This window comes from Bifidobacterium sp. LH_426, assembly GCF_056356875.1.
The window spans coordinates 30457-50100 of record NZ_JBKEVB010000011.1 but is presented as its reverse complement, the minus strand read 5'-3'; the positions used below and the strand labels follow the sequence as shown (position 1 = coordinate 50100).

16 protein-coding genes are annotated in these 19644 nt (G+C 66.3%); 2 read left to right on the top strand and 14 right to left on the bottom strand.

The annotated features are described in order from the left end of the window. Nucleotides 1-42 precede the first annotated feature (42 nt). Nucleotides 43-741 carry an SAF domain-containing protein gene (locus AC1AYD_RS09695; RefSeq protein WP_476545095.1) on the top strand — a complete coding sequence of 233 codons (699 nt, stop codon included), beginning with the start codon at nucleotides 43-45 and terminating at the stop codon, nucleotides 739-741. 9 nt (nucleotides 742-750) lie between these two features. On the opposite strand, the gene AC1AYD_RS09690 is transcribed toward AC1AYD_RS09695, so the two are convergent. The 6 genes from AC1AYD_RS09690 to AC1AYD_RS09665 all read right to left on the bottom strand — a co-directional run bounded on the left by AC1AYD_RS09690 (nucleotide 751) and on the right by AC1AYD_RS09665 (nucleotide 8393). Continuing rightward, entirely contained in the window at nucleotides 751-951 is a 201-nt protein-coding gene (locus AC1AYD_RS09690; protein WP_476502830.1) for a hypothetical protein, read from the bottom strand. Next, nucleotides 948-4556, bottom strand: coding sequence for a helicase (locus AC1AYD_RS09685; protein ID WP_476533081.1), 3609 nt, complete (start codon nucleotides 4554-4556; stop codon nucleotides 948-950). The genes AC1AYD_RS09690 and AC1AYD_RS09685 overlap by 4 nt, the downstream gene beginning before the upstream one ends. Nucleotides 4557-4569: 13 nt before the next feature. Beyond that, the gene (locus tag AC1AYD_RS09680) at nucleotides 4570-6024 is read right to left on the bottom strand and encodes an FHA domain-containing protein (RefSeq protein WP_476545094.1); all 1455 of its coding nucleotides are present in this window, start codon (nucleotides 6022-6024) and stop codon (nucleotides 4570-4572) included. 200 nt (nucleotides 6025-6224) lie between these two features. After that, on the bottom strand, nucleotides 6225-6605 hold the full coding sequence (gene rplL / locus AC1AYD_RS09675) for a 50S ribosomal protein L7/L12 (protein ID WP_101621482.1): 381 nt from the start codon (nucleotides 6603-6605) through the stop codon (nucleotides 6225-6227). Nucleotides 6606-6733: 128 nt separating this feature from the next. Beyond that, nucleotides 6734-7255, bottom strand: coding sequence for a 50S ribosomal protein L10 (rplJ, locus tag AC1AYD_RS09670; RefSeq protein WP_034527148.1), 522 nt, complete (start codon nucleotides 7253-7255; stop codon nucleotides 6734-6736). Nucleotides 7256-7631: 376 nt separating this feature from the next. Further along, entirely contained in the window at nucleotides 7632-8393 is a 762-nt protein-coding gene (locus tag AC1AYD_RS09665; protein ID WP_476502833.1) for a hypothetical protein, read from the bottom strand. A gap of 128 nt (nucleotides 8394-8521) precedes the next feature. Here AC1AYD_RS09665 and AC1AYD_RS09660 point away from each other — a divergent pair, with 128 nt between their 5' ends. Then, complete coding sequence (locus AC1AYD_RS09660; protein ID WP_476545092.1) at nucleotides 8522-9916, top strand: NCS2 family permease; 1395 nt, start codon at nucleotides 8522-8524, stop codon at nucleotides 9914-9916. A 717-nt stretch (nucleotides 9917-10633) separates the two neighbouring features. Here AC1AYD_RS09660 and pstB read toward each other — a convergent pair. The 8 genes from pstB to AC1AYD_RS09620 all read right to left on the bottom strand — a co-directional run bounded on the left by pstB (nucleotide 10634) and on the right by AC1AYD_RS09620 (nucleotide 19642). After that, on the bottom strand, nucleotides 10634-11413 hold the full coding sequence (pstB, locus tag AC1AYD_RS09655) for a phosphate ABC transporter ATP-binding protein PstB (protein ID WP_055427879.1): 780 nt from the start codon (nucleotides 11411-11413) through the stop codon (nucleotides 10634-10636). A gap of 45 nt (nucleotides 11414-11458) precedes the next feature. Then, nucleotides 11459-12457 carry a phosphate ABC transporter permease PstA gene (pstA, locus tag AC1AYD_RS09650; RefSeq protein WP_476502835.1) on the bottom strand — a complete coding sequence of 333 codons (999 nt, stop codon included), beginning with the start codon at nucleotides 12455-12457 and terminating at the stop codon, nucleotides 11459-11461. After that, nucleotides 12457-13410 carry a phosphate ABC transporter permease subunit PstC gene (gene pstC, locus AC1AYD_RS09645; protein ID WP_476545091.1) on the bottom strand — a complete coding sequence of 318 codons (954 nt, stop codon included), beginning with the start codon at nucleotides 13408-13410 and terminating at the stop codon, nucleotides 12457-12459. The genes pstA and pstC overlap by 1 nt, the downstream gene beginning before the upstream one ends. Nucleotides 13411-13589: 179 nt before the next feature. Next, nucleotides 13590-14717, bottom strand: coding sequence for a phosphate ABC transporter substrate-binding protein PstS (pstS, locus tag AC1AYD_RS09640; protein ID WP_476545090.1), 1128 nt, complete (start codon nucleotides 14715-14717; stop codon nucleotides 13590-13592). Nucleotides 14718-15023: 306 nt separating this feature from the next. Continuing rightward, on the bottom strand, nucleotides 15024-15731 hold the full coding sequence (locus AC1AYD_RS09635) for a response regulator transcription factor (protein WP_476545089.1): 708 nt from the start codon (nucleotides 15729-15731) through the stop codon (nucleotides 15024-15026). Nucleotides 15732-15816: 85 nt separating this feature from the next. Then, entirely contained in the window at nucleotides 15817-17265 is a 1449-nt protein-coding gene (locus AC1AYD_RS09630) for a sensor histidine kinase (protein ID WP_476545088.1), read from the bottom strand. Nucleotides 17266-17442: 177 nt separating this feature from the next. Then, nucleotides 17443-18189, bottom strand: coding sequence for a 5'-methylthioadenosine/S-adenosylhomocysteine nucleosidase (gene mtnN, locus AC1AYD_RS09625; RefSeq protein WP_476545086.1), 747 nt, complete (start codon nucleotides 18187-18189; stop codon nucleotides 17443-17445). Nucleotides 18190-18322: 133 nt separating this feature from the next. Next, entirely contained in the window at nucleotides 18323-19642 is a 1320-nt protein-coding gene (locus AC1AYD_RS09620; protein ID WP_476545085.1) for an MFS transporter, read from the bottom strand. Nucleotides 19643-19644 lie beyond the last annotated feature (2 nt).

Below are 19644 nucleotides of genomic sequence, written 5' to 3'. Positions count from 1 at the left end.
TACGGTTTGCGCCCGACCGTGCCGATGCCCGACGCTGGGCATATGAGAATACCCGATCCGCCTTGGGCGAGGCTCACACGCCCCACGCTCGCCGCGCGGCGTGCCCGCGCGCGGCTCACCCGAATCGTCGTCGCATGCTGCGTCATCGTCGTCGCGGTGATTGCGGTGATACTGGTGGACGTTCTGGTCGCGACGACGGATGTGGTCGTCGCGACGCGCGCGATCCGGCACGGCGACGTGATCGGGGCCGGCGACGTCGCCGTGGTGGAGACGCCCCGCTCCCCCGTCGTCGCGGGGGCGTTCTCCCGTACCGACGATGTGGTGGGGCGGATCGCGCAGAACGATGTGGACGAAAGTCAGCCCCTTTTCCCGACGAACGCCCGCGACGCGCCGGTCGTGCCGGGCGGCCGGACAGTGCTCCAGGTGGCGGTGTCGAACGACGCCTCGGCGTTGGTCGCCGGGGATACGGTGCGGCTGGTGTCCGCCGTGGGGTGCGGCCAGGCCGACGGTGGATCGTCCGACGGCGGCCCGGCCGATCCACCGTCAGGGGAATCGGCCGACGGACCGGACAGCGACGGGGGAACCTGCACGATCGCCGAGGACGCGTTGGTGATGAAACGCGCGCGGCACGACGAGAACGGCGCCGGCACGGCGGTCGTCACGATGGCCATGACGCCCGAGGCCGCGGTCAGGGTGATGGCGTCGGCCGAGCTCGGCGCGATTGTCGCCGTGACCCGGTGATGCCGAAGCTCAGCTCTTCTCGTTGAACACGGCCCAGTGCGGCGGCAGTTCGCCGAGGATGCGTTTGTCGTCGTCGGCCTCGCGCTGGCGCTCGGTCATCATGTCCGAAGGCTCCAGCTTGACGCCGTCCGCGTCGAATCGTTCGGTGCCCTCGCGCACGACGCGCTTGTGCTTGCGCGGCGTGCGTCGGGTGGACGAGTACTCGCTCATTGCACCTCCCGGTAGATCTCGCCGACCTTGGCGACGATGCGGTCGACTTCCTTCTCCGGATTGACGAACGAGCCGACGCTCCACACGGTCACCGCGGACCAGCCGAGGGTCATCAGGTCGGCGGTGAGCATGCGGTGGCGTTCGCGCGTCGACTGGATGGACATGTACCCGGCGTCGTCGGTGAGCACGGCCAAGGCGAACGGCTTGCCCTTGAGGCCGACGACCATCGGGATGGTCAGGCCGTTGTCGTAGCCGTAGTCGATGGCGACGTCGAGTCCGCGGGCGCGGATGCGGTCCGCGAGATCGTTGAACAGCGTGTTGCTGCCGGACTCGCGGCACGCCGGCAGCGCCGGCTCGTCGGGCAGATGCTCCGCCCAGGTCAGCAGCGTCTTGAGCAGCTTCACGCCGGGCGCGTGGATGCGCTCGTCCTCCATCTCGTCGGAGGTGAACGCGGCGACGATGTCGACGTGATGGTCGGCGAGCGCGAGCGCGTCGAGCAGCATGCCGCGTCCGCCCGTGTCCTCCAGGGCGCCGAACTGCTGGAGCAGACGGCCGTGCGAGGTCTTCGCGTAGCACATCGCGAGAATCACGTCGGTGGCGCGGGCGCCGGCCACCTCGCGGATGCCGACGAGGCGGACATGGCGCAGGAAGCTGTTCATCGACTTGTCCTTGGCGGCGAGCGCCTTGAGCTCGGCGCCGAGACGCACGCGGAACACGTCGGTGAGCGAGACCACGGTGAGCAGGTAGCTGGCCGGCACGATGGTGAACGAGTGGGCGCGCTCGGTGATGAGCCGCACCACCTCGTCGATCTCCTGCTGGCTGGATTCGACCAGTCCGGTGGCGAACACGGGCGTGCCGGTCGCCTCGACCTTGTGGTAGGCGATGCGGCCGCGGGCCGCGTCGGTGCACACGTCGTAGCGGACGGCGCCGTAGCCTTCGGATTCAAGGAAGGCGCTGAGCCTCGGGGCGCGGCGCACCGGGTGCGACTTCACCTCGACGACGGGCAACGCGTCGATGAGTCGCTTGAGCCCCGGGCACGTGACGGTGTCCCTATGGGCGATGATGACGATCTGCTTGACGCGCACGACGATGCTGAGCAGCTGGATGGCGGGGATGTGCGCGCACGCGTCGATGATGGCGACGTCGGCGAGCGGCTTCGGCTCGGTGAGCGAGGCGAGCGTGTCCGGCGTGGCCATGAGGATCGGCTTGGCGGCGGCGAGGATCTCCGCATGGTCGCGGCGGATGCGGTCGAGCGGCATGTGGCCGCGGCCGGCGAGCTTCGTGTGCAGCAGGTTCGCCTCCTGCGTGCGGGCGAACAGCAGGTCGCACAGACGGCGCATCGACTCCTGGGCCACCATCGGGCCGATGGAGCGCACGTGTTCGACGTCGACCTGCTCGAAACGCTCGGTCGCGTTGGCGAGCACCGAGCCGTCCTGGTTGGAGATGATCGGCGAGGAGCGGACGATGTCCTCGAACACGGTGGTCCACCAGGCGAGCTGGAGCTCGGCGCCCACGGCGGAGGCGTCCACGTGGCGGTTGGAGAAGTCGGCGACGAGGTCGTTGAGGCCCACGGCCTGGAACTCGTTCTCGAGGCGGCAGCGTTCGGGCAGGTCGTCGAGCGACTTGTGGTCGTCGTAGAGGGCCTTGAGCCGGCTCTCCACGTCGTTGAAGTCCTGGGATTCGAGTTCGCCGCCCTTCGGCGTGGTGCTGAGCACCGTGTCGAGCGCGGTCATGTGGCGCGACATGGTCTCCTGCGCGGCGATCATCTGGTCGAGCTTGGGCGGCAGCACCGGCCATCCGCCGTGCGGCACGAGCGAACGCCACTGCTCGGACTGCTTCTTCACGATGATGAGCGCGCCGTGCAGGTCCTCGACCTGGGCGCCGACGCGCAGCAGGGACTTCGCCTCGCGGGTGTGGCGGCGACGTTCCCAGAAGCCCATCGTGGTGCCTTCGGCCTTGCGGTCGGCCTTCGATTTGGTCGCCTCGATCATCGAATCGATGTCGCGTTCGAAGATCTCCGGCTGGAACACGTCGAGCACGCGCCTCAGGTTCTTGAGCACGATGATTTGGCGCTCCCATTCGCGCGCGGTGGCGGGCACGGGGAATCCGCAGGCCTGCACGGTGGAGGCGACGTGCTCGCGTACGGCGGGCAGCACCTTCTGCAGCAGGTCGACGACGCGCTGGTAGGTGTCCACCGCTTCCTGCTCGCTGGTGACGGACGCCTTGTACCAGGCGGTGTCGTCGGGGCCGATCGTGTATTCGCCGACGGCGGCCGCCCGTTCGAGCTTCGCCGTCCATTCGTCGATGTGCCCGGCGACGCTGCGGGCCGTGTTCTCGGACAGCCGCACGTGCGTGGAGGGGTGGGTGGGGGCGACGGAGATCGCCGCCAGGTTCTGGATGGTCTGGTAGGCGGACACGCCCCACTTCTCGCTCACCCCATGCAGGTCGCCCAGATAGCGGGTGAGCCGCGAGCGCACGCCGACGAGCTCGTCGGCCAGCTGGTCGAAATGCTGCGTGGCCACGCCGGACCGGAATCCGACGGCGGCGATGAGCTGGCGGTCGATGTCCGCGTTCGCCTGCTCGTCGGCGATGTCGAGCACCATGCCGGACGTCTCGTTGGCGCGCATGACCTGCATGAAGCGCCGCTTCTGCTCGGCCACGCCGGGCGCGTACAGCACGGTGCGGCCGTTCATCACGCAACGGGTGGCGATGGCCGCGGCCTGTTCGACCGTGTCCTTGCCGACCGCGCCGTCGACGGCCACGCTGTGGCCGGACGCGGCGAGCTGGGCGGCGTAGCGCACCGTGTTGTCGACGTCGCCCACCTCGTACTCGCTGTGCGGGTCGGCGTCGAACGGGCTGTAGTCGGGAATCGGCGCGCCGCGCAGCGTGTCGGCGGCATCCCGGTCGCCGGCGAGCGCGTCGAGCAGCGTGTTGCCGCTGGGGCCTTCGCCCAGCTGGTCGATGATGCGCTGCGTCTCGGTGAGGATCTGCGTGGACGGCTCCATGAAACAGCCGAGGATGATATGGCGTTCGATGTTGAAGTCGCCGACCGCGGGCTTCACGCGCTTCGCGATCTCGGCGAACACGGCGGACGTCTCGGGGGACCCGGACGCGTAGTGCGATCCGTCGAACAGGTAGTCGGCGTCGAGCGTGACGCCGGCCTCGCGCATCGCGTCGACGAACGACGCGTTGAGCGTCACGGTGCCGGTGAACGCGATCGTCGACTGTCCGGGCGTCGTGGAGGCGACGGCCTGCACCGGGTAGAGCAGCACCGGGCGCGCGTTGCCGTGCCAGGTGGCGATGCCGACGACGAGCGACAGTTCGGCGACGCCGCTCACGCGCCGTTTGGCGGCGCGGTCGTCGAGCACGCGGCCGAGACGGCGTTCCGCGGCGCGCAGCATGCCGTTGTCGCGGAACAGCGATTCGAGCGTGACGTGCCCGGACGCGAACAGCTGGGCGATGCCCGAGGGGTGCGCGTGCGTCAGGTCGAGCTGCGCGGCGAGCTGGTTGACGTCCTCCAGCGGGGAGGGCACGAGTGCCGCCTTGTACTGGTCATGCCACTGCTGCAGCCAGTCGAGCGTGGGTTTCGTGGATTGTGCGCTCATCGTCCGCTCTCCTTCACTTTCCGACCGCTTCACGGTAGTCCTGGTAGCCCACGTTGTGCGCGAGCGCCTCGTCGATGTCGGCGTCGCCCTGCGCGGCGAGCCAGGCGTACAGGTCGTCGTACAGCGCGGGGTTCATCGCGAGGAAGGGCAGCAGTTCCGCGTGACGGGCCATCTCGAACTGGAGGGTCATGTCGGTGGTGTGGCGCGCGTCCTCGGAGGTGAGGCCGTCCACTTCGATCATCGGGGTCTGCGGTTTGCCGAACTCGCCCTTGGAGACCTTGTCGAACACGGAACCGGGTTCGAAGGCGGGCTTGTAGACGCCGGTGGCATCATCGTCATAGCCGACGGACACGGTCTCCCGCGCCGCGCCGACGACGATCGGCGTGGTCGTGTCCTCGGACGGTGCGGATTCGGCCTCGGCATCGGGCGACACGGAGGGTTCCGGCGACACGGTGGGGTCGGACGCCGCGACGGCGCCGGACGACGCGACGGCCCCGAAGGACACGACGGGCCTGGCCGACACGACGGGCTCCGGCGACGAGGCAACGGGCGTCGCGGCCGATTCCGGCGCGGTGGCGGCGGGCTTGTTCATCGCGTCGGCGAACAGGTCGCGGGGCGATACCGGATCGGCCGCCTCGACGACGTGCAGCGGCACCGAATCCGTCGACGGCTCCCGCACGACGGGGATATCGGAGGCATCGGAGGCTGCGGAGACGTCCGCGCCGTTCCTCACGGTTCCGGAATCGTCCGGCACGACGACGGCCGCGGCGTCCGGTGCCGGGGTCACGGGCAGATCGGTACGCGAATCCGCCTCGGAGAACACGATCGGCGGCTCCTCGTCATCCCGATCGTCCGCATCATCCTGCCGGTCGGACGGCGAGGTGACCTGCGCGAACGTGAGCGGCTCGATGTCGGCGATGCGCGCCAACGGCGAGGAGGTCGCGGCGTGACGGGCGTTCTGCGCGTTGAACACGGCCGTGGGCTCGCCCGCACGCAGGTCGAGGATCTCGTCGACGGACATGTCCGCCGCATCCGGCTCCTGGCGGGTCGTCGCGGCCGTGGAATAGTCGAACAGGTTCGGCACCTCGGTCTCGGGGCGCGTATCCGGCTCGACGCGGACGAAATCGACCGGCACGTCGCCGAACTGGATGCGCATCGGCGAGGAGGGCAGCGGCACGTCGCGGCCGGCGGGCAGACGCATGAGCTCGCCCTTCTCGTTCACCACGTAGGAGCCGTTCGTCGAATTCAGGTCGCGCAGCACCGCGCCGCCATCGGCCGCCACGGAGAACCGGGCGTGGCGCTTCGACATGGATTTGGTCGCGTCGTCGACCTCCAGACGGGCGATGCCCTCATCCGGCAGGGGGCGCAGCGGCTTGCGGCCGATTTCGAGGCTTTCGCCCGGACGCACGTTCACCTGGTCCCCGCCCGCGACCTTCAATCGCCACTGGCTCGCCGTCTGCTCACTCACCGCGCGGCCTCCCTTTCTGATGATTTCACGCACTGTTTCCTATTGTGTCATGCCCCGGCGCATTTGTTCGCATTATCGTCCGACGAATCGACAGAATCCGCCCGGATACGGGAAACCCCGCATCCGAAGCGACGGATGCGGGGTTCCTGCACGAAGAAACGTGCGAAGCTGGTAATGAGCGGCCTTCCCGACCGCGTGCATTACTTGAGCTCGACGGTGGCGCCAGCGGCCTCGAGCTGCTCCTTGGCCTTCTCGGCGTCTTCCTTCTTGGCCTTCTCGAGGACGGCCTTCGGAGCGCCGTCGACGAGGCCCTTGGCCTCGGCGAGGCCCAGGTTGGTGATGGCGCGGACGGCCTTGATGACCTGGATCTTCTTGTCGCCGACGGCGGAGAGGATGACGTCGAACTCGTCCTTCTCCTCCTCGGCCGGGGCGGCGGCACCGGCAACGGCGGCAACGGCGGCGACCGGGGCGGCGGCCTCGACGTCGAACTTCTCCTCGAAGGCCTTGACGAACTCGGAGAGCTCGACCAGGGTCATCTCGCCGAAGGCTTCCAGCAGCTCATCGTTGGTGTACTTAGCCATTATGGCTTCCTTTCGATCTTTGGCGGCGGACAGATTGAAGAGGGGCGTCCGCCACCTAAAAACTTGGTTTCTTTTCAGTTATGACCGTTCGGTTCACGCGGCGGGGACGAACCCGCGCCAGGCATGAATCAGGCGGCCTTCTCCTGCTTCTCGCGCAGCGCATCGATCGTACGCACGGCCTTGGTCGGCAGGGCGTTGAACAGGTACGCGGCCTTGGACATCGTGGCCTTGATGTCGCCGGCGAACTCGGCGAGCAGCTGCGGGCGGGACTTGAGATCCGCCAGCTTGGTGGCGCCTTCAGCGTCGTAGACGGTGCCATCGGCATAGCCGCCCTTGATGATGAGGGCTTTGTTTTCCTTGGCGAAGTCACGGATGGTCTTCGCAGCCTCGATGAAGTCGCCCTTCACGAAGGTGATGGCGGTCGGGCCGGCGAGAATCTCGTCGAGACCCTCGATGCCCGCTTCCTTGGCGGCGATGCGTGCCAGCGTGTTCTTTGCCACAGTGTAGGAAGTATCGCGGCCTAGCTTTTCACGCAGATCGGAGATCTGCGGAACGGTAAGCCCGCGGTACTCGGTCAGGTAGACCGCGTCAGCATCACGGAACTGAGCCGTAAGCTGAGCGACCACCGCTTCCTTTTCGGGCCTCTTCATGGCGTTCCTTCCTAAGTCGGCCGTTGACCTGAGGTTCGGACGCCCCGCCGGGCAATAAAAAAGCCCTGCGCGCAGGCAGAGCAACATAAGGCCGTTTCCGGCTCACCCGTAAATGGGCTTATATCTCTCAACCTGCGTTGGCTCGGCGTGCCGAACTTCGGAGATGCACTCACGCGCACCTCAACCAACGGTCTGTGGTTTACGAGTGGATAAGTTACGTGGGGTCACGGACAACGCGTCACATGGGCGTGTCGCGTCGTCCATCGTCCGGCCCCGCGGTCGTCTCTCCCTCAGTCGGCTCCGCCGACAGCTCCCTCATCAGAGGGAGCCGGACCCGGCCGCGATCGAGGGAGCCGGACCCGGCCGCGATCACCAATCAGATCGTGGCGGCGTACTGGGCGACGGAGGCGGCGACCTCCTTGAGATAGTCGAGGGAACGGCGCCAGTGGCCGGGCACCTCGATCGAATGGTTCGCATCCGGATACTCGTGCACGTGCGGGGTCAACGCGTTCGCACGCGCCCGGTCATAGAACGGATCGGCGGTGCCGGCGCACACGAGCGGCGCCGGACCGGGATACCGCGACGTGCGCCACCGTTCCAGCTCGGCGTCGCCGCCCGCGAGCGCGGCGGCGTCGCCGTCGACGACCGCGCGCGCGACGCCGACCGCCGGCGCGTCCGGCTCGGCCATGATGTCGTCGCCGACGCGCGGCACCGGGATGACGCGCGCGGACGGGTCGAAGTCCGCGTGATGCAGCACCGGCGTCAACAGCACGAACGGCAGGCCGAACGTCGTGGCGACGTGCGGATAGGTCATCGTCGTGAGCGACTTGCCGATGAGCAGCAGCCGCGGCGGACGCTCCGACGGCGCCGCCTCGGCGCGTACGGAAGCCACCCACCCGTCGATCGCCCCGTTCAATACCGGAATCACCGTCGACAGGTCGTCGGAGGCGTGGGCGACGTTCATGCGGTCGATGCGCCAGCCGTCCTCCACGAGCGCCTGCGCCGACCAGTACAGCAACGGACGGTCGCAGTTGTAGCCGGTGCCCGGCATGAGCAGCACGCGGCCACGCTCCTGCCCCGGATGCACCGTGTTCTTCCTCCACGCGCGAATCGACACCTCTACCGCCGGCTTGCCCATCGCTCCCCCATCATGCGAGACCTATCGTTCCGCCGCCCAGTCTAACCCCGCCGGCCCCGCTCCCGCGCAACGCGCCCGCGATATAATCGGCCACGGCTTTGCCAACCATTCCAAGGAAAGAAGAGAATATGGAGAAGTTCTTCCACCTGAAGGAGAACGGCACGACGGCCTCCACCGAGATCCTGGCCGGTCTGACCACGTTCTTCGCGATGGCGTACATCATCGTCGTCAACCCGCAGATCCTGTCGTCCACGGGCATGCCGTGGGGCGGCGTCTTCCTCGCCACGATCATCGCGGCGATTATCGGCACGCTCGTCATGGGCCTGTTCGCCAACGTGCCGTACGCGCAGGCGGCCGGCATGGGCCTCAACGCGTTCTTCACGTACACCGTCTGCTTCGGCCTCGGATTCACCTGGCAGGAGACGCTGTGCATGGTGTTCCTGTGCGGCCTGATCAACATCCTCATCACCGTCACCAAGATCCGCAAGATGATCATCATGGCGATCCCCGAGCAGCTGCAGCAGGCGATCGGCGGCGGCATCGGCCTGTTCGTCGCCTACGTGGGCATGCTCAACGTCGGCCTCATCACCTTCACGCCGAAGGACACGAAGGCCGCCGGCAAGGGCCTCGCCACCGCCGCAACGCCGGGTCTCGCCACGTTCAACACCCCGGTGCTGTGGGTGTTCCTCATCGGTCTGATCCTCGCCGTCGTGTTCACCGTGATGAAGGTCAAGGGCGGCATGCTGCTCGCCATCGTCATCACCACGATCGTCGGCATCCCGTTCGGCGTGACCAACTTCGGCTCCGCCCAGTCCCTGTCGCAGACGTTCTCCGAGCTGCCGACCACGTTCGGCGCGATCTTCACGCCGCAGGGCTTCCCCGCGCTGTTCTCCGACCCGGCGAGGCTTCCGCTCGTGATCGTCACGATCTTCGCGTTCTCCATGTCCGACACGTTCGACACGCTCGGCACGTTCCTCGGCACCGGCCGCCGCACCGGCATCTTCTCCCTCGAGGACGAGAAGGCGCTGGAGAACGGCTCCGGCTTCTCCTCCAAGATGGACAAGGCCCTGTTCGCCGATTCGATTGCCACCTCCATCGGCGCGATCTGCGGCACCTCGAACACCACCACCTACGTGGAGTCCTCCGCGGGCATCGCGGCGGGCGGCCGCACCGGCCTGACCTCCGTGGTCGTCTCCATCTGCTTCGCGCTGTCCATCTTCCTCGCCCCGGTCATCTCCGCCGTGCCGTCCGCCGCGACCGCCGGCGTGCTCGTCATCGTCGGCTGCATGATGGCCGCGTCCCTCAAGGAAGTGAACTGGACGAACATCGAGGACTCGATCCCCGCGTTCTTCGCCACCGCCTTCATGGCGTTCTCCTACTCGATCTCCTACGGCATCGCCGGCGGCTTCATCATGTACTGCATCGTGAAGACCTGCAAGGGCAAGGCCAAGGACGTCCACCCGATCATCTGGGTCGTGGCCGCGCTGTTCGTCATCGACTTCGTGTGCATGGCGATCCTGTGATCGCGTGATCCTGTGATCCTGTGATCCTGTGATCCTGTGGTGACGGTCGGCTGGTCACGTGGTGGCCGCCGGCTGGTTCATCATGGCGCATGATGACTGGACCCCGCTTCGGCGGGGTCTTTCCATATCCGGAGGACGAATCAGGGAGCTTAGACCAGGCGAATCAAGGCCAAGCATGGACCGGGCGAGACCAAATCGAAACTGTGCCAAGGCTAGGCCGCTGCTGTCCTTTCCCCGGCTGAAACACCCGTTATCAGGTATCTACAGCGCCAAATGGACGGTTCGACCCCCTCGAAACGGGTGTTTGGCACTGTAAAGAGCGGATAACGGGTGTTTGGTACGGAGTCACCGGCGCATATCCGACACCGCTGGCGTCCCTTTCAACACCGCTGGCGTCCCCCTTCAACACCGCTGGCGTCCCCTTTCCCCCGCTCAGCGAAACGAAACGGATATCACAACCCCCATGCGTTTCACCAGAAGATAGAAGCCAACTCAGCGAAACGAAACGGACACGCTGAGCCCCACATGCTTCACTAGGAAGCGCCCCTGCGAAACGAAACGGATGCCTAGCAACACCGACGCGTCGCAGACACCGCTGGCGTGGTGTTCCCCATAGAGGAACGCCACAGAAACGGGAAAGCCCCGCCGCATACACAGGCAATGCATATGTATGCGGCGGGGCTTTCCGATGCAGTGACGGCGATATCCGTCGCGCGATCAGCCGAAGCGGCCGGAGATGTAGCGCTCGGCCTCTTCGTTCTGCGGGTTGTTGAACATCGTGGTGGTGTCCGCGAAGTACTCGAGGTGACCGGGCTCGCCGACGGCCTTCAGGTTGAAGAACGCGGTGAAGTCGGCGATACGGGCGGCCTGCTGCATGTTGTGGGTGACGATGACGATGGTGTAGTCGTCCTTGAGCTCGTTGATCAGATCCTCGACGGCCAGGGTCGAGATCGGGTCGAGGGCGGAGCACGGCTCGTCCATCAGCACGACCTGCGGGTGGACGGCCACGGCGCGGGCGATGCACAGACGCTGCTGCTGGCCGCCGGACAGGCCGATGCCCGGGTTGTCGAGACGGTCCTTGACCTCGTTCCACAGGTTGGCGCCGCGCAGGGCCCACTCGACGAGGTCGTCGGCGTCGGACTTGTTGAGGTGCTTGTTGTTCAGGCGCACGCCGGCGAGCACGTTCTCGCGGATGGACATCGTCGGGAACGGGTTCGGGCGCTGGAAGACCATGCCGACGTCACGGCGGACGGAGACCGGGTCCACGTCCTTGTCGTACAGGTTCTTGCCTTCGAGCAGGACCTCGCCCTCGACGTGGGCGCCGGGGATGAGCTCGTGCATGCGGTCCAGGGTGCGCAGCACGGTGGACTTGCCGCAGCCGGACGGTCCGATGAACGCGGTCACCTTGTTCGGCTCGATGTTGATGTTCACATCCTCCACGGCGAGGAAGTCGCCGTAGTAGATGTTCTCGTGGTTGACGTCAATGCGTTGTCCCATGATGAATTTCCTTTTGGTTGCTTACGATGCGTTACGTTTCGCGGCTCAGCGTCCGGTCTTGACGGCGAAGACCTTGGCGACGAGACGGCCGATGAGGTTGAGGAGCAGCACGATGATGATCAGCACGAGGGCTGCGGCCCAGGCGCGTTCCATCGGGATGGTCGGCACGCAGGCGGCGGTCGCGTGGGCCGGGCAGTTCGCGTTGAGCTTCGAGTACTCCTGGTAGACGAACACCGGCAGGGTGGTCATCTGGCCGGAGAACAGGTTCACGTTGGTGCTGGAGATGTAGCCGGCGGTCATGAGCAGCGGGGCGGTCTCGCCGATCACTCGCGCGATGGCGAGGATGCAGCCGGAGACGATGCCCGGCAGGGCGGTCCTGAGCACGATCTTGGTAATCGTGCGCTGCTTGGTGACGCCGAGGGCCAGCGAGGCCTCGCGCAGGTCGTTCGGGACGATCTTGAGCATCTCCTCGCAGGACTTGACGACGGTCGGCAGCATGAGCAGCGACAGTGCGACGGAGCCTTCGAAGCCGTTGATCGTACCGGGGCCGAACACGATGGTGAACATCGAGAAGGCGAACAGACCGGCGACGATGGACGGGATGCCGCTCATCACGTCGACGAGCAGGGAGATCGTCATGGCGAGCTTGCCGCCGTGCGCGTATTCGACGAGGTACACGGCGCACATGATGCCGATCGGGATGGAGATGACCATGGCGCCGCCGGTGATCTCCAGCGTGCCGATGATCGCGTGGAGCACGCCGCCGTAGCCGCCGGACGGGGTCGGGTTGCCGCCGACCACGCCGGTCATGTTGTAGGACAGGAAGTTGAGATTCAGTCGCTTCAGACCGTTGACGATGGTGGTCCACAGCACGGAAATCAGCGGCAGGCAGGCGATGACGAAGGCCAGGCCGATCAGGCCGGTCATGAAGTAGTCCTTGCGCTTGCGGGCGTTCTCCGAGGAGCGGGTCGGACGGAACTTGTCGAAGTCGATGACGGGCGCGCCGTCGAGGTTCTTCTTCTTGGTCGCGGTTGCTTCAGCCATCAGACGCTCGCTTTCTCGGTGATCTTACGGGCGACGTAGTTGACCACGAACGTGATGAGGAACAGGATCAGACCGGTTCCGATCAGCGTGGAGACGCCCAGATCGTTCGCTTCAGGGTACTGCGCGGCGATGTTCGCGGCGATGGTCTGGTTCTGCGAGGCCTGCAGCAGCTTGATGGAGTAGGTGAGGCCCGGGGACAGGATCATCAACACGGCCATCGTCTCGCCGAGGGCGCGGCCGAGGGCCAGCATGGAGGCGGACACGATGCCGGACTTGCCGAACGGGATCACGGCCAGCTTGATCATCTCCCACTTGGTGGCGCCCAGACCGTAGGCAGCCTCCTGCTGGAGGGTCGGGGTCTGGAGGAAGATGTCGCGCGACATGGAGGTGATGATCGGCAGGACCATCACGGCGAGCACGACGGCCACGGTGGCGACGGTACGCTGCGGGTTGGCGGCGGGGCCTGCGAAGATCGGGATGATGCCGAGGTAGGTGGCCACCCAGTTCCAGAACGGGTAGATGGCCGGCACGAGAATCAGACCGCCCCACAGACCGTAGATGACGGAGGGGATGGCGGCGAGCAGGTCGACCACGTAGCTCAGACCGGTGGCGATCTTCTTCGGCGCGTAGTGCGAGATGAACAGGGCGATGCCAATCGAGACGAAGAAGGCGATCAGCAGGGCGAGGATGGAGACGAGCACGGTGCCGAAGAGCAGCGGAAGCACATAGCCCCAGAAGTTGTTGGTCTTGCCACCGGTGAAGCTCGAGATGGTGGCGCTGTTGGCGGCCTGATCACCGCCGATGAGCGGCCACGCGCGGAAGAAGAGGAAGAGGAACACAGCGGCGAGTACGACGAGGATCAGGATGCCGCAGGCATACGCGATGCCCTTGAACACCTTGTCCGCCGTTTTGCCGCCGGCCGGCTGCATGACCGGTGTGTCTTGCGAACTCACGGATTCTCCTTAGTGGAAATTGGTGCGTGTTGCGAGTGCGTGAGGGCCTTCACGGCACGGTTTTCCGAAACCGGCTGTGAGCCGCAGCCGTTCGCACGACTGCGGCTCACAGATTCGGTGTCTTCAATTAAGCTGTTCGGACCGTGCCGGGCCGCCCGTATGGGCGACCGGGAAGGTCATCACTTGGTCTTGATGGCTTCGATCGACTTGGTGATCTTCTGGGTCAGGCTGGACGGCAGCGGCGCGGAGCCGGCGGCGTCCTGGGCGGCCTTCTGGCCATCGGAGGAGGTGACGTAGGTGAGCCACGCCTTAGCGAACTCACCCTGCTTCGCGTCCTTGTAGGCCGGGCAGGCGATCATGTAGGACACGAGGACGATCGGGTAGGCGCCCTTGGCGGTGGTCTCGTGGTTGATCTTCACGACCACGCGGTTCTCGCCCTTGGCGGAGGAGTCGAGCTCGGAATCCTCGATGACCTTGGAGCCGGCCTCGGCGGAGATCTCGTTGTAGGTGTCGCCGACCTTCACGGCGACGGTGCCGAGCTTGCCGACCTGGGAGAAGTCGGCGTAGCCGATGGTGCCGTCGGCCTGCTGCACGGTGGAGATCACGCCCGAGGTGCCCTTGGCGCCCTGGCCGACGGAGTTCGGCCAGTTCTCGGACAGGTCGTAGCTCCAGTCGTTCGGGGCGGCGTCCTTGAAGTAGGAGACGAAGTTCTGGGTGGTGCCGGACTTATCGGAGCGGTGCACGACGGTGATGTCGGTGTCGGGCAGCTTCAGGTCCTTGTTCTGGTCGGCGATGGCCGGATCGTCCCACTTGGTGATTTTGCCGTCGAAGATCTTGGCGATGGTGGAGGCGTCGAGGTCGATGTGCTTGCCCGCGTCGGAGATGCCCTTGAGGTTGAAGACCACGGCGATCGGGGAGATGTACACCGGGACGTCGAAGGCGGTGCCGGAGGTGCACACGGTCTTGGACTGGGCGACCTCGTCGTCGGACAGGGCCTTGTCGGAGCCGGCCCACGCGGTGGCACCGGTGAGGAAGGTGGAGACGCCCGCGCCGGAGCCGGACGGGTTGTAGGCGATCTTGGCGTCCGGGTTGGTGCCCTGGAAGGCGGCGGTCCAAGCCTCGACGGCGGCCTGCTGGGAGGAGGCGCCGGCGCCGGCGAAGTTGCCGGAGATGGGCTCGGACTTGGTGGTGGAATCAGAGCCACCGTTGGAAGTGGAGGCGGTGTTGTCGCCGCAGGCCGCAAGGCCGGCCAGCATCACGATGCCGGACAGGGCGGCAATGGAGCGAACGAGGATGTTCTTACGCATTGTTTCTTTTCCCTCTATCACTTGCAAGAGGCGATCCGGATGTGGTGTGGAGACGCATTCCGAACCGTCCGTCATTTCTTGACATCTTCAAGACTAGAGGGAGCGACGGCTTTCACCGGCCGAAATCAGTGAACGGACGATGAACAATCCGCAATCAATGCCTACGTCGTTTTCGGGGACTTGCGCGTAGTTTGGCGTTTCCCGGTCTCTCCCCCACCCGCTTCGCGGGAGCCCCCTCGTCAGAGGGGGCCTGAAAGGCGAAGGCCTGCCGAAAGGCAGGCAAAAAGGATCGCGCGTGGCCGCAGGTCACGCGGCCGGCTTGTCGATCTTGTAGCCGAGGCCGCGCACGGTGGTGAGGTACTTGGGGTGGCTCGGGTCCTCTTCGATCTTGGCGCGCACGCGCTTGACGTGCACGTCGAGCGTCTTGGTGTCGCCCACATAGTCGGAGCCCCAGATGCGGTCGATGAGCTGGTGGCGGGTCATGACGCGGCCTTTGTTCTGCAGCAGGTATTCGAGCAGCTCGAACTCCTTGAGCGGGAAGAACACGTTCTCGCCGCGCACGGTGACCTGATGCTGGCCGACCTGCATCGAGATGTCGCCGCACACGAGCGGCAGGTCGTCGGCGCCGGAGCCGTCGCCCGATCCCGAGGGCTGCTGGTTGCGGCGCATGACGGCGCGGATGCGCGCGAGCAGCTCGCGGAACGAGTACGGCTTGGTCACATAGTCGTCGGCACCGAGCTCGAGCCCGACGACCTTGTCGATCTCGGTGGATTTGGCGGTGAGCATGATGATCGGCACGCAGCTCTGCTCGCGGATGCGGCGGCACAGCGCGGTGCCGTCGATGCCGGGGAGCATGAGGTCGAGCAGTACGAAGTCGATGCCGCCCTTGGTGAACAGTTCGAGCCCCTCTTCGCCGGTCGCGGCGGCGGAGACGTCGTATCCTTCCCGCGTAAGCTGGTACACCAGCGGTTCCCTGTAGGATTCCTCGTCTTCCACGATGAGAATGCGCGTCATGATCACCTTTCCCCTGTTTTGTTACGTGGACAATCCTAGTCGTTCGCCCACGGTTCATCCGCCCCCAATCTCGACTACGTAATAATTACGCGTCGTTTTCATTGTGATTCCCAGTATCATGCGAATCATCAGTACCACCATCATCGCCGACTACGTTTTTCCGGGCGTCCGTTCCCCGATCATCTGCAACGTCCGCGGCACCGGCGGCCCCGGCGGTGTCCGTAGCGTCCGTAGCGTCCGCACCGTCCGTGGCCGGACCGGCGAGCGGCGTCTGGTCCGCGTCGAGCGGCAGCTCGATGGTGAACGTGGACCCCTCCCCCTCATGCGACCACACGGACACGGTGCCGCCGCAGTCGGCGACGCAATGCTTGACGATGGCGAGGCCGAGACCGGTGCCGCCGGTCGCGCGCGAGCGCGCCGGATCGACCCGGTAGAAGCGCTCGAAGATGCGGTCGATGGATTCCGCCGGGATGCCGATGCCCTGGTCGATGACGCGGATGCGCACCTTGCCGTCGCGCGCGCCCACGGCGATGCGCACGGTCGTGTGTTCGGGCGAATAGTGGATCGCGTTCTCGACGAGGTTCTTCACGGCGGTGGTGATCGAGTCCTCGTCGCAGGAGACGATCGCGTCCCTCTCCCCCGGTCCGGGCGCGTCGGCCGGCACCTGCACGCCGTCATAGTGCAGTTCGAGCGCGATGTGGCGTCCGTCCGCCTGCACCTGGTTCTCGGCGATGGCCTTGCGCGCGACGGCGAGCACGCCGAGACGCTTCGGGTCGAGCACGCCGGCCGCGTCCTGCGCCTTCTGCAGGTCGATGAGACGGTGGACGAGTTCGGTCAGTCGCGTCGATTCCTTGGAGACGCGTCCGGCGAAGTAGCGCACGGCGTCCGGATCGTCGGCGGCGTCGCCGATCGTCTCGGCGAGCAGTGAGATGGCGCCGGCGGGCGTCTTCAGTTCATGTGAGACGTTCGTCATGAAGTCGCGTCGCATCGCCTCGAACCGGCGCTGCTCGCTCATGTCGCTGATGAGGACCGCGTACAGGTCGTCGCCGATCGCGCTCACGCGCACCCTGAGATAGCGGATGTTCGACGGCATCGCCTTGCCCGCCTCGACGCCGCGCCCGGAATCGCCGTTCACGCCGGCGAGCGTGTGCACGCCCTCGACGGGCAGTTCGATCTCGCGTTCGCGCGTCTTGCCGTCCGCGGCGACGCGCGCGAGGATGCCGAGCGCGTCGTCGTCCGAAAGATGACGCGACTCGTTCATCCCGAATTCGGCGGCGTCCTTCGTCATGTAGCGGACGATGCCTTCGCCGTCGACGAGAATCACCGCTTCGGGAATCGCCGCGACGAACGCCTCCTCCCGCGCGCGCACCGACGGTTCGCCGCCGAACAGCACGTCGTCGGGGTCGACCGGGGCGGCGACGTGCGGGCGCGACTCGCGCCCCACGCGCTCGCCCCGCTCCATGCCGTCGCGGTAGGCGGCGATCGCCGCGACGAGCGCGACGACGACCAGAACGAGCACCTGCCACCAGACCATGTTCCACCTCACTGACGGGAGGCCGGCGGCGCGCGACGGGACGTCGACGCGACGGCCGGCCGAAAACGTTTGCCCCTCCAGACTAGCGGGAGAACACGTAGGATTCACGCAGGACTACGTAAGTTCAGCGGATGTTCATTTTTTCCGGCGAAAAACGGACGTCCGCGGGACGTGGGCTCACATGCGCCTGAGGATGTCGACGGCGAGCGCGGCGGCGGTGTCCGCGTACTCGCTGATGTCGAACTCCTTGAAGACCTCGTAATCGGTGTCCGCGTTGTCGGACAGGGCGCGGATGACGAGCGCGGGCACGTCGTTGCGCGCGGCGACCTGCGCGACCGCCGCGCCCTCCATCTCGACCGCGTCGGCGCCCGTGTCGTGGATGACGCGGCTCACCTGCTCGGGCGAGTCGACGAAGTAGTTGCCGGAGGCGATGATGCCGGTGATGTGCTTCGTGCCGGCCGCGTCGAGCGCCTCGTCGGCGATGTGGAGCAGGTGGTCGTCGGAGTGGAATTCGGTGACGGGCTCGTCCGGCGTGCCGGGCTTCCACTGGCCGACGAGACGCATGTCGGTGTCGAGGAAGCGCAGCGTGCCGCCGAGCACGACGTCGTTGACGTGCAGTTCGCGGTTGAGGTTGCCGGCGATGCCGGAGAAGACGACGGCGTCCGGCGCGTACGTGCTGATGAGATGCTGCGTGGTCGCGGCGGCCGCGACGAGTCCCATGCCGCCCACGGTGGCGACGACGGTGAGGTCCTCGCCCTTGTTCGTGGCGATTGTGCCGCGCACGACGTCGAGGCTGGCGGCGTGGTCGTGCTCGACGTGCTCGAGGGCGGCGGCGATGAGCGCCACCTCCTCGTCCAGCGCGCCGATGATCGCGATGGTCCTGGTGGATACCGCCGCGGCGGACGCGATATGCTTGCCGGTCATACGAAATCTCCCCTATGCTCGATGTGCGTTTCCGCAACCGAGCATAGGGGAGATTATGGTCAGATCTCTCTCCGCGCCCCCTTCAGGGGGAGCCGGCGGCGAAGCCGACTGAGGGGGTGTGGATCGGATGGGCTCAGGCCTCGTAGTCCTTGTCCTTGCTCTCCTTGATGAGGAACAGGGCGACGAGCGCGAGGGCGGCCATGATGGCCATGTACCAGCCGACGGACACGACGGAGCCGGTCGACTGCACCAGGGCGGTGGCGATGGACGGGGCGAACGCGCCGCCGAGGATGGCCGCGAGGTTGTAGCTCAGGCCCGCGCCGGAGTAGCGCACGTTGGTCGGGAAGAGCTCCGGCAGGTAGGCGCCGCACGGTCCGAACAGGCAGCCCATGAGCGCGAAGCCGACGCACAGGAACACCATGACGGTGACGACGTTGTGCTGCAGCAGATGCATCGCGAACAGCGAGAAGACGAACGTCAGGGCGGTGGTGGTGATGAGCACCTTCTTGCGGCCGATGCGGTCGGAGTAGACGCAGGAGATGAGGATGAAGATCGCGAAGAAGACCACGGAGGTCATCTGCATGGCGAGGTACTCGTTCTGCGTGAACGCCGGCTGCATGACCTTGACGCCGTAGCTCAGCGACCAGGTGCCGAGCACGTAGAACAGCGTGTAGGTGATGCCCATGGCGAAGGTGCCGAGAAGGACTTCCTTCCAGTACGGCACGAGCGAGCGCAGCGGGTGCTTGACGACGCGGTCGTTGGCGACGGCCTTGCGGAAGATCGGGGTCTCGGTCATGCGCAGACGCACATACAGGCCGATGGCGACGAGCACGGCGGAGCACAGGAACGGGACACGCCAGCCCCAGGCCTGCATCGTCTCCGGGCCGAGCGTGGAGTCGAGCAGCAGGTTCAGGCCGTAGGCGCAGAAGAAGCCGATCGGGGCGCCGAGGTTCGGGAACGAGCCGTACAGGGCGCGCTTGTGGGCCGGGGCGTTCTCGGTGGCGACGAGGGCGGCGCCGGACCATTCGCCGGCGAGGCCGACGCCCTGGCAGGCGCGGCAGATGCACAGGATGATGATGGCGAGCACGCCCAACTGGTCGTAGCTGGGCAGGCAGCCGACGAGGAACGTGGAGATGCCCATCGTCATCAGCGCGACGACGAGCGTGGTCTTGCGGCCGATCTTGTCGCCGAAGTGGCCGAACAGCATGGAGCCGAACGGGCGGGCGAGGAAGGACACGGCGAACGTGAGGAACGCGAGCATGGTGCCGATGGCCGGGTTGGCCTTGGTGGCGGCCGGGAAGAAGATCGCGCCGAAGTAGCTGGCGGACGCGATGGAATAGCAGTAGTTGTCGTAGAACTCGATGGCGGTGCCCACCATCGATGCGGCGATGATCTCGGGAACGGAGTCCTTCTTCGCCGAGGTTGCCGTGGATGCGACTGCGGTTGCGGACATGA

Coding starts and splice junctions, on each gene's coding strand:
- rplJ (WP_034527148.1), bottom strand. CDS start 7,255: ATGAAGAGGCCCGAAAAGGAAGCGGTGGTCGCTCAGCTTACGGCTCAG.
- AC1AYD_RS09695 (WP_476545095.1), top strand. CDS start 43: ATGAGAATACCCGATCCGCCTTGGGCGAGGCTCACACGCCCCACGCTC.
- AC1AYD_RS09685 (WP_476533081.1), bottom strand. CDS start 4,556: ATGAGCGCACAATCCACGAAACCCACGCTCGACTGGCTGCAGCAGTGG.
- AC1AYD_RS09635 (WP_476545089.1), bottom strand. CDS start 15,731: ATGACGCGCATTCTCATCGTGGAAGACGAGGAATCCTACAGGGAACCG.
- AC1AYD_RS09630 (WP_476545088.1), bottom strand. CDS start 17,265: ATGGTCTGGTGGCAGGTGCTCGTTCTGGTCGTCGTCGCGCTCGTCGCG.
- pstS (WP_476545090.1), bottom strand. CDS start 14,717: ATGCGTAAGAACATCCTCGTTCGCTCCATTGCCGCCCTGTCCGGCATC.
- pstB (WP_055427879.1), bottom strand. CDS start 11,413: ATGGGACAACGCATTGACGTCAACCACGAGAACATCTACTACGGCGAC.
- mtnN (WP_476545086.1), bottom strand. CDS start 18,189: ATGACCGGCAAGCATATCGCGTCCGCCGCGGCGGTATCCACCAGGACC.
- AC1AYD_RS09620 (WP_476545085.1), bottom strand. CDS start 19,642: ATGTCCGCAACCGCAGTCGCATCCACGGCAACCTCGGCGAAGAAGGAC.
- AC1AYD_RS09660 (WP_476545092.1), top strand. CDS start 8,522: ATGGAGAAGTTCTTCCACCTGAAGGAGAACGGCACGACGGCCTCCACC.
- rplL (WP_101621482.1), bottom strand. CDS start 6,605: ATGGCTAAGTACACCAACGATGAGCTGCTGGAAGCCTTCGGCGAGATG.
- pstA (WP_476502835.1), bottom strand. CDS start 12,457: ATGGCTGAAGCAACCGCGACCAAGAAGAAGAACCTCGACGGCGCGCCC.
- AC1AYD_RS09690 (WP_476502830.1), bottom strand. CDS start 951: ATGAGCGAGTACTCGTCCACCCGACGCACGCCGCGCAAGCACAAGCGC.
- AC1AYD_RS09665 (WP_476502833.1), bottom strand. CDS start 8,393: ATGGGCAAGCCGGCGGTAGAGGTGTCGATTCGCGCGTGGAGGAAGAAC.